Origin of the sequence: Streptomyces sp. NBC_00873, from assembly GCF_045207415.1 — a bacterium.
Lineage (GTDB): Bacteria > Actinomycetota > Actinomycetes > Streptomycetales > Streptomycetaceae > Streptomyces.
In genome coordinates this window covers 1851337-1866584 of record NZ_CP108803.1, presented here as the reverse complement: position 1 = coordinate 1866584, position 15248 = coordinate 1851337, and the positions used below count along the sequence as shown (strand labels likewise).

The 15248-nt window shown below is 68.8% G+C and carries 9 protein-coding genes and 1 pseudogene; 4 read left to right on the top strand and 6 right to left on the bottom strand.

Translation table 11 applies throughout. The annotated features are described in order from the left end of the window. The first annotated feature begins 13 nt into the window (after positions 1 to 13). The 4 genes from OH809_RS08495 (at position 14) to OH809_RS08480 (ending at position 5040) form a co-directional block, all read left to right on the top strand. Entirely contained in the window at positions 14 to 931 is a 918-nt protein-coding gene (locus tag OH809_RS08495; RefSeq protein ID WP_406422994.1) for a TauD/TfdA dioxygenase family protein, read from the top strand. Between the two features lie 78 nt (positions 932 to 1009). Beyond that, on the top strand, positions 1010 to 2293 hold the full coding sequence (locus tag OH809_RS08490; protein WP_406422995.1) for an MFS transporter: 1284 nt from the start codon (positions 1010 to 1012) through the stop codon (positions 2291 to 2293). Then, on the top strand, positions 2290 to 2850 hold the full coding sequence (locus OH809_RS08485; RefSeq protein WP_406422996.1) for an RBBP9/YdeN family alpha/beta hydrolase: 561 nt from the start codon (positions 2290 to 2292) through the stop codon (positions 2848 to 2850). Before OH809_RS08490 ends, OH809_RS08485 begins: the two co-directional genes overlap by 4 nt. 198 nt (positions 2851 to 3048) lie before the next feature. Further along, the gene (locus OH809_RS08480) at positions 3049 to 5040 is read left to right on the top strand and encodes an acetoacetate--CoA ligase (protein ID WP_406514979.1); all 1992 of its coding nucleotides are present in this window, start codon (positions 3049 to 3051) and stop codon (positions 5038 to 5040) included. 415 nt (positions 5041 to 5455) lie between these two features. Here the strand turns inward: OH809_RS08480 and OH809_RS08475 are convergent, their stop codons facing one another. The 6 genes and pseudogenes from OH809_RS08475 to OH809_RS08450 all read right to left on the bottom strand — a co-directional run bounded on the left by OH809_RS08475 (position 5456) and on the right by OH809_RS08450 (position 15192). Next, positions 5456 to 8545, bottom strand: a complete 3090-nt coding sequence (locus OH809_RS08475; protein WP_406514978.1) for a discoidin domain-containing protein — start codon at positions 8543 to 8545, stop codon at positions 5456 to 5458. A 312-nt stretch (positions 8546 to 8857) separates the two neighbouring features. After that, positions 8858 to 10312: a twin-arginine translocation signal domain-containing protein gene (locus tag OH809_RS08470; protein ID WP_406422999.1), complete on the bottom strand. Its 1455-nt coding sequence runs from the start codon at positions 10310 to 10312 to the stop codon at positions 8858 to 8860. Positions 10313 to 10435: 123 nt separating this feature from the next. Next, a complete protein-coding gene (locus OH809_RS08465) occupies positions 10436 to 10591 on the bottom strand; it encodes a hypothetical protein (RefSeq protein WP_406423000.1) in 156 nt (51 codons plus the stop codon). Continuing rightward, positions 10588 to 10926 (bottom strand): annotated as a pseudogene (locus tag OH809_RS08460) (ABC transporter permease subunit); the annotation flags it as partial. The pseudogene OH809_RS08460 and the gene OH809_RS08465, both read right to left, overlap by 4 nt. An 854-nt stretch (positions 10927 to 11780) precedes the next feature. Then, a complete protein-coding gene (locus OH809_RS08455) occupies positions 11781 to 13934 on the bottom strand; it encodes an alpha-galactosidase (RefSeq protein ID WP_406423001.1) in 2154 nt (717 codons plus the stop codon). A gap of 34 nt (positions 13935 to 13968) precedes the next feature. After that, the gene (locus OH809_RS08450; protein ID WP_406423002.1) at positions 13969 to 15192 is read right to left on the bottom strand and encodes an ROK family protein; all 1224 of its coding nucleotides are present in this window, start codon (positions 15190 to 15192) and stop codon (positions 13969 to 13971) included. Positions 15193 to 15248: the final 56 nt, after the last annotated feature.

Genomic DNA, 15248 nt, shown 5'->3' with positions numbered 1-15248 from the left:
CAGGAGTGAGCACATGCCCCAGACAGTCCACCCGAGGGAAGCCACGCCCGCCCTGGTGCGCCCGGGCGTCCTCCGCACATCGATCAAGGTTGAGCCGCTGACCTGCACCATCGGCGCCGAGGTCTTCGGAGCGAACCTCGGCGACGCCTCCCGCGACGACGACCTGTTCGCCGAGATCAAGCAGCTGCTGCTGAAGTACAAGGTCCTTTTCCTGCGGGACCAGGACATCACGCGCGCCGAGCACGTCGCCCTCGCCTCGCGCTTCGGCCCGCTGGAGGACCACCCGGTGGTCGGCAGCGATCCGGACCACCCGGGGCTGGTCCGCATTTACAAGGACCTGGACAGCAAGCCCGACCACTACGAGAACGCGCTCCACTGCGACGCGACCTGGCGCGAGTGCCCGCCCATGGGGGCCGTGCTGCGCTGCGTGGAAACGCCTGAGGTCGGCGGAGACACAGTCTGGGTCAACATGGCCGAGGCCTACCGCAGGCTGCCGGAGCACATCAAGACGCAGATCGCGGGTCTGCGCGCGCGGCACAGCATCGAGGCGACCTTCGGCGCCGTCATGCCCATGGAACAGCGCCACCAGCTGAAGGCCCGGTACCCGGACCCGGAGCACCCGGTGGTGCGCGCCCACCCGGAGACCGGCGAGCAGATCCTCTTCGTCAACGCTTTCACCACGCACTTCGTCAACTTCCATACACCCGAGAACGTGCGCTTCGGCCAGGATCACGCGCCCGGGGCGAACAACCTCCTGAACTACCTGATCAGCCAGGCGGCCGTCCCCGAGTACCAGGTGCGCTGGCGCTGGCAGAAGAACAGCTTCGCCATCTGGGACAACCGCTCCACACAGCACTACGCCGTCCAGGACTACTGGCCGGCCGTCCGCAAGATGGAGCGCGCCGGAATCGTCGGCGACAGGCCCTTCTGAGCCCTGACCAGAGACGAGAAGGCGACGCCCATGGGAGTTCACACTGCCGGCACAGTCGTGCCGGGCACGTCTCACGCCATGCCGACCGTATCTCGCGGGTACGCCCGGCTGGTGTTCGCGCTGAGCTTTGGGCTCCTGCTGACCGACTACATGTCGCGGCAGGTCCTCAACGCGGTCTTTCCTCTGCTGAAGGCGGAGTGGCTCCTTGCCGATGCCCAGTTGGGTTCTCTCAGCGGCGTCGTGGCCTTGATGGTGGGTGTGCTCACCTTCCCCCTGTCGCTCCTGGCGGACCGCTGGGGCCGGGTCAAGAGCCTGGTCATCGCTGCGACAGTGTGGAGTCTGGCGACGCTGGGCTGCGCCGCCGCCGCGAGCTTCGGCCAGATGTTCCTGGGGCGGTTCATGGTCGGTGTCGGCGAGGCGGCGTACGGAAGTGTCGGCATCGCGGTGGTCCTCAGCGTCTTCCCCATCGGCCTGCGGGCCACGCTCTCCGGCGCGTTCATCGCGGGAGGCGCCTTCGGATCTGTGCTGGGCGTGTCGATCGGTGGCGTCGTCGCCCAGCACCTCGGCTGGCGATGGGCGTTCGGCGTCATGGGGATCGCCGGACTGGTCCTGGCCGCGATCTACGGCATCGTGGTCACGGAAAAGAGGCTGGGTTCAGGTGCCGGCGGCAGCAGCGGCACATCCGGCGAACGGGCCCCGATCCGGACCTTGCTGCCGCGGCTGTTCTCCTCGGTCTCCGTGCTCTGCGCCTACATCGGTAGCGGGCTGCAGATGTTCATTGCGATGGCCCTGCTCGCCTGGATGCCCAGCTTCCTCAACCGTTATTACGCCATGCCTCCCGCGAAGGCCGGCGTGATTGCCGGGGCCTTCGCATTGATCACCGGGATAGGCATGATCCTCTGCGGGTTCGTCACCGACCGCCTCAGCCGGAGGATCGGCGCCCGGAAGTGGACCGTCGCGATCATCTGCAGTCTCGGGTCGCTCGTGCTGCTGACGGCCGGATTCCACCTGCCGGTCGGCCCGCCGCAGCTGTTGCTGATCGGCGCCGGCACCCTGCTGTCCAACGCCACGGCCGGCCCGGCGGCCGCCATGGTGGCGAATTTGACCCCTGCCGCCATCGCGGCGACGGCCATGGCCACGCTCACCCTGGCCAACAGCCTGCTCGGGCTTGCCCCGGGGCCCGCGGTGACGGGCATGCTCGCGGACCGCATGGGCCTGCTCGGCGCACTGCAGCTGGTCCCATGTGTCGCGGTCCTGAGCGGCGCGGCCTTCGTCATCGGCAAGCTCCACTACGAGAACGACCTACGCCGCCTGAGCCTGCTTCCCGACGTGACCCTCACGAATCCGGAGCTGTCGTCATGAGTCTCACCGCTTCGCCGACGGTCGTCATCGTCCCCGGACTGCGCGATCACGTGCCGGAACACTGGCAGACCATCCTCACCAAAAAGATCGCCAACGCCCGTACCGTTCCACCGTTGACGAGCGGCAGGTTGAGCTGCAGCGTTCAGGTCGCCGCCCTGAACGAAGTACTGTCGGACATCTCCGGTCCAGTCGTAGTGGTCGCCCACAGCGCCGGAGTGTTGACCACCGCGCACTGGGCGCAACGACACCGGCGTCCGATCAAGGGTGCGCTGCTGGCGGCGCCGCCGGACTTCGGCACGCCGCTCCCCGAGGGCTACCCCACCCTGGAGGCCCTGCGCGAAAACGGCTGGTTGCCTGCGCCGCGGACAACCCTGCCCTTCCCCAGCATCGTCGCGGCGAGCACGGACGACCCCCTGGCCGATTTCCATCGCGCCGCCGATCTCGCCCGGGCATGGGGGAGCCGTCTCGTGGATCTCGGCCCGGTCGGACACCTCAACCCTGCATCCGGCTACGGCGAATGGCCTCGGGCGGAAGAGTTCATCCGCGAGCTCAGCTGAGTTCTGTCCGACGTGTCCGTCTGACGCCCGGCTCCGCTCTCCTCGCACTCCTTCCTGCCCGCTCTTGGGCGGGAGGAGCTGGGCGCCCATCGAGCGCGAATCCTCGGACGAGTGTGAGCGGCCCGTCCTGTAGACGCTTTCATCCCGTCGGCCTCTGCACTGGTTCCCACCCGCACGACCCCGCCTCTGGAGGCGCTGATGAGCACCGACACCGACCTGCTGTGGTCCCCGAGCCGCTCGGCGGCCGAAAGTTCCAACATCGCCGGCTTCATGCGCTGGCTGAGCGGGGCGCGTGGACTGTCCTTCTCCGACTACACGGAGCTGTGGCGGTGGAGCACTACCGACGTGCCCGCTTTCTGGTCGGCGGTATGGGAGTTCTACGGCCTCGACGCTGTCAGCGGCTACGACGAGGTGCTGGCCGACCCGTCGATGCCCGGGGCATCCTGGTTCCCAGGGGCACGACTGAACTTCGCCGAGCAATGCTTCGCCCGTGCCAGCGCCGCGCGGCCCGCCCTGATCAGTGTGTCCGAGGGCGGCGTACCTGTGGAGATGTCGTGGGAGCAGCTGAGACGCGAGGTCGCGGCTGTCGCCGCGTCCCTTCGAGACATGGGCGTGAGGCCGGGTGACCGCGTTGCCGGCTACCTGCCGAATACGTCGCATGCCGTGGTCGCGTTGCTGGCCGGCGCTGCTGTCGGCGCGGTGTGGACGGTGTGCTCGCAGGACTTCGGTACGCCCAGTGTGCTGGCGCGGCTGCAGCAGGCGCAGCCGACGGTTCTGGTGGCCGCCGATGGCTACTACTACGGGGGCAAAGAGTTCGACCGACGTCCGGCGGTCGCTGAGATCGTGGACGGATTGCCCACGGTCCGGCATCTCCTCACGGTCGACCACCTCTACGCGTCCTCAACCGCGTCATCGTGGTCGCAGCGGCCTGATGTGACGCAGCACACGTGGTCGGCGCTACTCGAGAATCGGGCCCAACTCAGCTTCGCCGACGTCCCGTTCGACCACCCGCTCTGGATCCTGTGGTCATCGGGCACCACGGGCATACCGAAAGGCATCGTGCAAGGCCACGGTGGCATCGTTGTCGAGCTGCTCAAGGCCCTCGGTCTCGGCGCCGACCTGCGGAGCGACGACCGCTACTTCTTCCACACCTCCACCAGCTGGATGGTGTGGAACTTCATGGTCGGAGGCCTGCTGCACGGGGCCACCATCGTCCTGTACGACGGCAGCCCCACCTATCCCGACATCAATGGCGTCTGGAAGGTTGCCCAGCAGACTCGCGCGACGATGGTCGGCGTAGGGGCGGCCTACATGGTTGCAGCAGAGAAGGCGGATGCTCACCCAGCAGTCGAGAGCGATCTGAGTACCCTGCGATCCATCCTGCAGACTGGCTCGTCGCTTCCCGCGAGCACGTGGCGCTGGGTCTACGACCGTCTCGCTGCCGACGTATGGCTGCAGTCGATCTGTGGAGGGACCGACATCTGCTCGGTTCTCGCCGGAGGCTCTCCGTTGCTGCCCGTGCGCGCAGGCCGGATCCAATGTCCCGCCCTGGGCGTTGCCCTCGACTCCTGGGACACCTCGGGGCAGCCGCTCGTCGGGGAGCAGGGAGAGCTGGTGGTGACGGCGCCGCTGCCCTCGATGCCCTTGCACCTCGTCAACGACCCTGAGAACGAGCGCTACCTGGGGAGTTACTTCGACGTCTATCCCGGAGTGTGGCGGCACGGTGACTGGGTCACGGTCGACTCCGACCTGTCAGTCGTGGTGGCGGGGCGCTCGGACTCGACACTCAACCGCATGGGCGTGCGGATGGGATCCGCCGACATTTACGCCGTCGTAGAGCAGCTCCCACAGATTTCCGACAGTCTCGTCATCGGCGCCGAACTGCCGGACGGCCGGTACTTCATGCCGCTGTTCGTTGTCCCCGCCGAAGGCACAACCTTCGAGGACACACTCCGGAACAGCATCGCCACGTCGATCAAGCAGAAGCTTTCGCCTCGTCACGTGCCGGATGTCATCGTTCCGATAGAGGCCGTGCCGCGCACCCTGACCGGCAAAAAGCTCGAAGTTCCTGTCAAACGCATCATCCAGGGAGCTCGCGTCGCCGATGTGAGTGCGGAGGGGGCCGTCACCCATCCTGAAATGTTGGCGTGGTTCGCAGATTTCGCTACCGGGCTTTCAGCTGGAGGCTGACCGATCGCCAGGTCTGCCCCAGATCGAGTCACTGCGCCCGCCGGCCTGGTGAGCCGGCCAAGAGTGGGCGGGGTCAGCCTCCGCACCGCGGCTGCCGCTCCCACCTGCGTTCCAGCCCGGCGGAGTCACCTTCATGTCGTAACTGATCGACGCGTCCGCAACCACCCCACGACGAGGCCACGCACTGGTTCGACGAACTCACAGCACTCCAGGCGAGGAGGCCGCTCACCGCTGGCGTACGGCCAGCGGTGAGCGAAGGCTTCGGCGGAGTCGCTTCCGGCTCTGACGGTCCGGGCCGATCCGCCGGAATGGGCCGCTCCGCCGTACGTGCCCGGCGTGGGGAGTCCATTCGGATGGTTGGAAGGCCCGGCAGGGCGGGCGTGATGCCTGCGCCCTGCCGGGACGGGGTGGGTCGTCAGTCGGCCAAGCCGATGTTGATCTCGGCAGCCGCGGTCCACGGGTTGCCGTTCACTTCGCTGAGCGCGCGCAGCCGGATGTAGCGCCCGGAGACCGGGGTGAAGCAGGCCTGCTCTTCATCGGAGGTGTTGGCCCAGGTTCCGGTGGCGACCGGGTTGCCCCAAGTGGTGCCGTCCGTACTGGTGTACACCTCGTACTTGGCGATGCGGCCGTTTTCACCGCTCTGGCGGGGCAGGTAGTACAGGCACGTCACGGGTTTGTTGCTGCCGAGGTCGAGAGTGATCTCATGCGGCATCGGGTCGGAGGTGCCGGACCACTTGGTGTGCCAGAAGGTGTCCGGGTCACCGTCGACGGCGTTGGTAGCCGGGGCGTCCTCGCCGACGGTCTCCTGGCTGTCCGCGGAGACCACGGTCAGGTGCGGGTACGGCACCAGTATGGCCCGCGACGCCGTGGTGTCGCCGGGGCCGCCGGTGTAGGCCACGGACACCGTGCTGCTATGCGTTCCGTAAGCGGCGTCGGAGGCGACGTTGACCGTCCATGATGCCTTCGCGGTGGCCCCGGCGGCGATCGAGCCGACGTTGGCTGTCGCCGAAGAGGTGGTCCAGCCGGACGGCAGCGAGATCTTCGCCGTGGTCCCGGGCATCGTGGTCGTGCCGATGTTGGATATGGACGCGGTCATGGTCAGCGAGCCACCGCGCTCGACGGAGCTGTTGTCCGACGAGAACGTCACCATTGGGGTGGTGGCCAGGGTGCCGGTCGTGAAGGTGCCCTGGGCGTCGGCGACTCCGGGACCGCCCTTTCCGGTGACGGTGAAGGTGGTGTCCGCCGAGGACCTCGGGATGCCGGTGATGCCGCCGGTGTCGGGGTTGAGGTGCAGGCCGGCCGGCAGGGCGCCCTCGGTGACGGTGTAGCGGACCGTTCCCGGGCTGTTGGTGGCCACTCGCGCCTCGTACAGGCGTCCCTCGGCCAGCGCGGGCAGCCCCTTCGTGGTGAACGCCGGGGTGGGAGCCACGACGGACTGCGCGGCACCGACGGGGTTGCCGCCGGCGTCGAGCTGCTGGAGCGACCAGGATTTCCCGGAGACGACGACGGACAGGTGCCAGTGCGTCGACTGGTCCCGGAACAGCGCGCGCTGGGAGGCGGTGAACGCGCCGAGGTTGCGGGCCGCCTCCCACTCCTTGACCGCGTTCAGCAGCGCCGAGGTGTTCTGCCCGCCGCGGGTCAGGCTGGACACGGAGGTCTGGAATCCGGCGCCGGCGTTCAGGCCCGCGCCCCGCGCGAGGTTGTCCTCGACGGTACGCAGACCGGCGCTTCCCGGCAGCGCGATCCAGCCGAGCATCCCAGGCAGGTAGTTGGCCTGGTAATAGGCGTTGTTGATGAACACCTGCTTCATGCTGGTGGAGCCGACTTCGCCCCAGCTGGCCCGGGACAGGCCGTCCCAGATGTTCGAGCCCATCCGGCTGGTCTCGGAGATGAAGCCGTCCTTGGCGTTCAGCTGCGCGAAGGACCCGTTCACCATGCGGGACATGCCGTAACTGCCCCAGCCGGCATCCGATGCGGACTCCAGCCCGTCGAACGAGGTCGCCGAGATGCCGGTGGTGTTCCAGATGGTGGCGAACCGGGTGGTGACGGCGTCGATGATGTTCAGGTTGCCGTGGCCACCGCCGTATCCGTTCATCTGGATCCGGTAGGTGGTGGTGTCGGCGGCGTGGGAGGCTGCCGACGAGGACCACTGCCCCCGGGCCAGCCCAGTCACCTGGCACTCGCCGCCGACCGTGCTGAACCCGGTGTAGTTCAGGAACTCGTTGTCGATCAGCAGCCGTCTGCCCTGCAGGCCGGCGGCCAGCGGGTCGCAGCTCGCCATGGAGAGCGAGGTGTCCGTGGAGGCCAGCGGCCGGGTCAGCGTGGTGCTCTGCCCGCGTGCGAGATCCGGGCTGGGCACAGGCCTGATGTAGGGGTCGTTGGTGTCGATGAAGTTCGACAGAGTGTGCGCGCCGACCGCGACGCCGTTGGACCTGGAGGTGTTCACCAAACCGGTTGCGCCGGCGTCGGTGCCGCCGAAGCTGGAATCGAACTGGAAGTGCCCGGCCGACTGCCAGGGGCCGTCAGCGCCGGGCAGCGAGTAGATCATGTCGATGTCGGCGGCCTTGGCGAACTTGTCGGCCGTTTCGACGTTGTTGGTGTTGAGGTCCGACAGGACCAGGATGGACTTGGAGGTCGCCTGCGCCGCCTTCTGCCACTGCCCGTTGATCGTCGGGTACGGAAGGTTCTGGTTCTTGGCGATCGTCGACAGCACAGTCGGCACGAGATCCGGCGTGGTGCCGTACAGCGCGATCGCCGACCCGACGATCTCGCCACCGCTGGGCAACGGCCCGACCGGAATCCCGTAGCCGCCATCGTTCATCCGCAGGCGCTGCTTGGTGTAGTCGAAGGTGAAGGCGCGCAGCAGGTTCCCCCAGGGGGTGTGGGCGCCGACGCTCCACAGCTCCAGCGGTGCCACCGACACCTTGGAGGGGTTGTGCGCCACCTCGTCCTGCCAGCCCATGCCGGTGTCCTCGCGGGGCCAGCCGCCCTCGGTGCGGTCGTTGAGCACCTTCATGCCCGCCGTGAAGCCGCCGTTGCTCACGAGGCCGGCCGACTCCCCGAGCGTGTCGGTGAGCGTGGTCGCCAACGGACCCCACAGCAGGGTCTGCACATCAGCGGTGGGCGGCGCCTTGACCTTTGTGACGGTGAACGTCGTATAGCTCGCCCGGTCGTGCAGCACCACGTCGACCTCGGTGCCGGCCTCGGAGTTCTTGAACGCCAGCATGCTGCCGGTCCGCGTCAGCGAGGTCGGCTTCACCTGCTTCCCGTCGACCACCAGGCTGACCAGGGGAGCCGTGCCGTGCCCTGTCGCCAGGTGGTTCTGGCCGGTGCGGGAGTCGACCAAGCTCGTGACCGTACCGGTGGCGTCCATCCCCAGCTGCAGGTACCCAGCGTCCACCACGACGCCGGAGCCGTCCGTGCTGACCGAGGCCGAGGCGGTCTCCCCGGTCACGCCGGTCAGCGCCGCAGCCACCAGCCCCGCGGCCGTGAACGTGGCCGCCAAGCGGGATCTGATTCTTCGTAACCGTTTCATGAAGTACCCCTTCTGTATTGGGTGAGTCCTGCAGTGCCGTGCCGTCAGGCTCGGGAGCCAGGCGGCTTCCCCCCGCGCGCCGAACGCTCGCCGGCGGCCATCGAGCGGGTGGTTCTCGGGTGGACCGGCTGCTTTACGGGAGGCGGCGAACGCGGTCTCGGCGGTGGCCGGAAATGATCCGGAGAGGTGGCACGAAGTACGTGACACGGCGGAACCGGAGGGCCACGAAGCGCCGTTCGGGCTCCTCCGCGACCAGAGGTCAGCTCCGGGCCGGCGTCGGCATCATCCGACGACTTCGCGCACCCGTCTCAGCTGGGCGAGCTGCGCGGCGTCGATCCGGCCGAAGCGGTCCACGCGCGTGTCCATGCCGATGACGCCGCCGAGGGCGGTGGCGGAGGCCACCCAACGGGCCAGCTCCTCCGTGTCCTTGGAGGTACCCCGGTTGCCCCAGCCGGCCCAGTACGGGTCGAAAGCGCCCAGGTAGGTGAAGTCGAACCACTGCACGGAACGGGCCTCGTCGGCCCAGCGCTCCCCGCGCTCCGGCACGGCGCCGAGGTTTCGGTTCTCGCCGGGGGTGTAGTCGTCGTATACCGAGGTGGGCTTGTGAAGGCTCGGGCCGAGGCCGCTGTTCAGGGTAATGACGCGATCCGGGTTTCCGGCCTTGAGAGCCGCGGCGAAACTGCTCCAGTTGTTGGTCTTCGTCATGTCGGCGTACGCGGGCTGGAGGCCGGGGAAGACACCGTCGATCCACCAGCCCGCGGCCTTGTCACCATAGCGCTCGGAATACTCCCGCAGCACGGCGTGCCACTGCGTCATGGTGGCCTGGGAGGGGACGCCGTCCTGGCCGGGGGTGTATCCGAACGCCTTGGTGATGGCGTAGTCCCCTTCCGACTTGTGCGCGGTGTGCGGCGGGTTGGCGGGGATGTAGAGGATCAGCTTGATGCCGTGCTCCGCAAGGGCGTCGGCGATGTCCATCGGGAGGTCACGGCGGGCGGGGGTGCGCTCGCCCGGCGCGACTCCGGCAACCTTCTCGTACGCCCGGTTGGGGCCGAGCAGGTAGCCGCTGTTCTGGCCGAGCGTGAGGATGACGAATCCGACGCCCGCCTCGGCAAGGGAAGCGGCGTACGCGCGGACGTCGAAGGTGGCGAGGAGGTCGTCCCAGGACTCGTCGGCGTGCCACTTCTCGGACTCGTCGGCGGCGACGCGGTTGATGTAGTTGGACAGGAAGTGGTGGGAGACGCCGTACTGGGCGGAGTGGAACCAGTCGGTGGCCGGGTTGCCCTCCGCCTTCTCGATGAGGATTGGGGGTGTGAGGCGGGGGTTCGCTCCGGGAACGGTGACCTCGGCGCGCAGGTACGTGTCGCCGTAGGAGAGGGGGATGCCGATGTTGCGGGTGGCGACGCCCATGAGCGGGGCCCAAGGACCCTGTGGGCTGGGGGCGTTGAGCCATCGATAGGTCGCCGAAGGGTCGGTGAAGGGCCGGGAGGCGTCATTGCGGTAGCGGATCTCCAAGGCGCCCTTGGTGCGAGCGGGCCCGTGAAGGAACAGCGGGGGCAGCTGGAGGGAGCTCGCTTCGGCGGGCGTCTGGCCAAGGCCGAGGCCGACACCGGCAGCGGTCCCTGCGGCGGCGGCGAACTGCAGGAGCGTACGGCGGCTCACGCCGGAGGCCGGGGTGGCCCCGGAGACCGGGGCGTTCGCCGGGGTGGTCAGGTTGGTGATGATCCTGCCTTCACGCATGGCTGGAACCTCCATTCGTAGCGGTTTCTGGCACATCATCGAGCGGGGGGTTCTCGGGTGGACCGGCTGCTTGGCGAGCGGCTCGCTGCGGTCACCGTGCAGAGCGCTGGTCCGCCCCGTCCGTCAGCCTTTCGTTGCTCCTCCGGTCAGGCCCTTGATGAAGTGCTTCTGCAGGGCGAGGTAGAACACGAGCACGGGGAGCGTGGCCAGGAATATCAGCGCGAAGACCGAGCCGAGATCGGTCTGGTACTGCCCGATGGAGCGGTATACGCCGGTCATCCCTTCGTTGCCCCGCCCGTGAGGCCGCGGATGAACTGCTTCTGGAAGGCGAGGTAGAACAGCAGCACCGGCAGGCTGGCCAGCAGCATGAACGCGAAGACCGCACCGAAGTCCTGCTGGTAGGGACCGAGCGAGCGGAAGATGCCGACGGTCACCGTGTTGCCGCCGCCGCCGCCGCCGGCGCCGAGCACGAGCAGCGGTGTCAGGAAGTCGTTCCATACCCAGACTCCGAGGAAGATCAGCACGCTGGCCAACGCAGGTCGTAGGAGCGGGAAGACCACCTGCCAGAAGGTGCGGAAACGGCCTGCTCCGTCTATCGCTGCGACTACTGACAGGCCTGATGAGGATGGCATCCGCCACGTAGAGCTGGAAGCCCGGCCAATTGCCTGCACGATGTCGCGTGGCGCTCCCTTCGGTGCCAGCAGGTCGACGGAATCCACGGCCGGGGACATGCGTGCGGTGGCGCGTTTCGGCCCCAGCCGATCTCCCGGCCCACCACCGAGGAGGGGTTGAAGTGCACGAACATGCCGAACCGCAGTGAGGCCAAGATGTTGCCCGGGTCGTGTACCTCCAGGCCACCGCCAGGGGTGCCGGCATCCGCGGCCGCCGCGGGGGTGGGGCTACCGAGAATCAGCGCCGGACCGCTTGCTGCCGCGGCGACGGCCGCCATGGTCTTAAGCAGTCCACGGCGGGCCGGGTCGGGTCCGGAACGAGACGGTGGCACTGGGAGTGGGGCGTCGGGGTGTTGGGTGTCTGCCACTTGTCGGACCTTTCGGGTGAGTGGACATGCGCCGGGTCCACACTCTTGTGCAGTGAGGAGGCTGGCCCCCATCGAACTGAGCCGGAGCGTCGGCATCCGGCGCACAGCTAAGTGCCCTCCGCGTCAGGATGCCCGCCACCGTACGACCAGACATCCGATCTGCCTAGACCCTTGGCCGGTTTTTGTGATCTGCTCACCGACTTCACCGGGACTTATTTCCGCATAGTTCACTCCTTATAGGAGCTGAAGGTACTCACCTTGATCGGCGACGAAGGTAGAGCGGTCGGATGTTTCTCGCTCAAGGCCTCAGGGGCGATCGCCTGCGCCAGTCCGTGCCGGTGGCAGTTTCAGAGCGCATCATCACTCACCAGTTCACCGACCCAGTGATCCAAAAAGTGCGAAACACAAGAGGCCGCGTGCTCCGCCGGATCAGACGGCGCGCAGGTGGACCAGCGCCGCGCTCTGAGGTGCCCGCGCAGGACCCGGCAGCCCCAGTGCTCCCAGCGCCGCGCCGGAGGCCTGGATGCCCGTGACCTCCCAGGTCACCGACGGGTCGGTTGGAGCGACGAGCGAGGCGCGGTAGGTCTGGTCCGGGTCGAGTCCCGGGATGCGGAGCCGCGGTGGCACGGGCACGATCTCATCGAGCTGGGCATAGGAGAAGAGCGCCTCCGACCGGTCCCGAGCGACCACTCCATGCGCGAGCAGACCGTCGGGCAGCTCGACGCGCGTCAGCCGCCCCGTGTGCAGGAGCGCGCGGTGCCGCTTGTAGAGGCCGATCCAGCACGCGAGGCGGTCCAGCTCGTAGGCCGGCACCTTCGTGAGGTCCCACTGGACGCCGAACTGGCCGAAGAAGGCCGTGGCCGCGCGGAGGTCCAGGATGCTGGTCCGGCCGGTCTGGTGGGAGACCGGCGCGGCGACATGAGCGCCGAGGTACTCCAGCGGGGCGAGCTGGGCGGTCCAGTGCTGGATCGGCTGGCGGGACAGCGGATCGGTGACGTCGGAGGCCCAGACGCTCTGGACCCGCTCGAGCACGTCCAGGTCGATCCTGCCGCCTCCCGAGGCACAGCTCTCCCACGAGATGCCGGGATGGCGGCGGGCCAGCTCGTCCAGGAGCTCGCGGAAGGCGAGGGTCTGCCGCCGTGACGCGGGCCGGCCGGAGCCGCGCGAGTCACCGCCGTCGATCTGGTCGCGGTTGTGGTCCCACTTGACGAAGTCGATCCGGTGCGCCGCCACCAGGCGGCCGAAGGCGTCGAGCAGGTGTGCCCGCACTTCCTCCCGGCTGAGATCGAGCAGGTAGCAGTTGCGTTCCAGCACGGGCGACCGGTCGCCGGTGCGCAGGATCCAGTCGGGATGGTCGCGGTAGACCGCGGAGTTCGGGTTGACAGCCTCCGGCTCCCACCAGAGTCCGAACTCCATCTCCTTCTCGTGCACCCGGTCCACAAGCGGTGCCAGCCCGTCCGGCCACACCGCCGGGTCCGGGGTCCAGTCGCCCAGGCCGTCGTCGAGGGAGGTGCGGCCCGCGAACCACCCGTCGTCGAGCACGAAACGCTCGGCGCCCAGTTCGGCCGAGATGTCGACCAGCGCGGTCAGTGTGTCGAGGTCGTGGTCGAGGTAGACCGCCTCCCACGGGTTGAACATGACGGGTGCGGGCGGGGACGGATGGGCGGCGAGCGACCGGACGTACTGATGGGTCGCGTCCGCCAGGCCGTCGAGGCCGCGCGCGGACGCGGCCACGTGCACCCAGGGCATCGCGTACGTCTCGCCCTCAGCGAGGACCAGCTCGCCCGGGTGCAGCAACTCGCCGGCCCGAACGACGGCGGCGCCGGAGCTGAGCTGCTCGACGGTATACCGGTGGTTGCCACTCCAGGCGAGGTGGACACCGAGCACCTCGCCGTCGCCGTATCCGAAGCCAGGGGTACCGACCACGATCAGGCCGGTGCCGTCGAGGATGCGCATGCCGCGGCGGTGCTCCCGGACCCACTGCCCGTCCGCGAGGGCACGGCGCTGGGGCTGCCGCTCGCGGGCCCATCGCCCGGTGAAGTCGAGGATCTCGCCCGCGCCGGTCGGAACGGGGATGACCACCTCGAGCGCGTCGACCACATAGGGGCCGGCACCGACGTTGGTCAACAGGTGCCGGAGGCGGAGCCCTCCCCCCGGGACGGCTTCGGCCTCGAAGCGCAGTTCGAGTCCCGCTGCCTCGTCGGTGGCCTGGACCACGAGCGAGCCGTCGTCACACCGCACCGAGCCGGGACCGAACGCGGTGGACCAGTCGCTCCCGGGGCCTTCGGGGCCGACCCGGTGGCCGAGCAGCGCGGGCCGTCCGAGGTAGCCGCGCGCGTGCTCCGGGAGCACGCTGACCGGTGAGCCGATCAGCCAGGAGTTCCAGGCCGTGGTCTCGACCGAGGCCGGGATCGTCAGGGATCTCACGTCCGTCGCCGCCAGGGAAAGCCCCACCCACCCGATGTCGGGCAAGCCGTCCGCCCTCGGCAGCAGGACCATCGTCGTGGTCTCGGTGCCGCCGAGTCCGGAGAGGGACACGGGGGCGGTGGGCACGGGCACGGCAACGCGTCCGGGCTCGATCATTCGGTGACTCCTGGGTGCGGTGAGAGGGGGCGGATCAGGCCTGCACGGCGAGCAGGCGCGCCTTGAGATCGTCGAGGGCCAGCCGGGCGGCGCCGAGGGCGACGGACTCGTCGCCGAGCAGGGACACGCGGAACTCCGGCGAGTTGAGGGAGGTCGCGGCCAAGTGCCGCTCGAACGGACCGGCGAGCACGTCCCCCGCGCGGGACAGGCCGCCGCCGAGCACGACGAGGTCGGGGTCGACGGCGTGGACCAAGATGGAGGCGCCCAGGGCGAGGGCCTCGGCGACGCGGTCGACGGTGCGCACCGCAGTACGGTCGCCGTTCGCGGCAGCTTCGAAGAGCGCCCGGACGTCGTCGCTGGTGGACTCCTCGGCGGCCGAGCCCGCAAGCTTGCGGCTCTCGCGGTCGAGCTGCGCCATCGCGTCGGCCCACCCAAGGATCTTCATGGAACCGACGGACGCCGCTAGGCCGTGCCGTCCGTTGTGGATCTGCCCGTTGATGACGATCGCGGCCCCGAGGCGGCGGCCGGCGTGCATGTAGACGAGGTCGCGCGCCTCGGCGGCGGCGCCCTGCCACTGCTCGGCCACCGCCGCGAGGTGGATGTCGTTGGAGACCAGCACGTCGCGCTTGAAGCGCCCCGACACCTCCGACACCACGTCGATCTTGTCGAAGCCCGGGAGCGAGTAGACGTCCAGGTCCTGGCCCGCAGAAACGGTGCGGATGTCCTTGACATCCGAGCCGTTGGCCGCCACGCCGGTGATGCCGCAGGCCACCGAGCGGATGTGTTCCCAGCTCGTCCCGGTCTGCCGGACGGTCGCCTCGGCCAGTCGCGCCGCCGCCCCGATGCGCCCGGCCGGCCCGATGCGGGAGTCGACGCTGCGTCTGCGCACCGCCAGGACGCTTCCGCGCAGGTCGCAGACGACCACGGCCACCTTGTGGGCGCCGATGTCGACTCCGACGACGGCGAAGTTCTCGGCCACGACCTCGTAGCGCCGGGCCGGCCGTCCCGCGGACCGCTCGCCGTTCGGACGGTCGAGCGCCTCACGGACGAAGCCCTCGTCCAGCAGCGTCGCCACCAGGTCCTCGGCGGTGGGGCGGGAGACTCCGACGATCGAACGCACGTCGCTGACCGTCAGTGACGCGGCGTCGAGGAAGGCCCGCACCGTGGCCGAGAGATTGAGCCTGCGCAGGAGGTGGGCATCCCCCGCACGGCCTGCGGGTGCCGTGCTGCCCCGGGTTTCACCGATGTCTTGACTCACGGCGGCACGGTATCTAAATTGACGCCGCAACAGCAATATTGCCAAGAAACTTACTT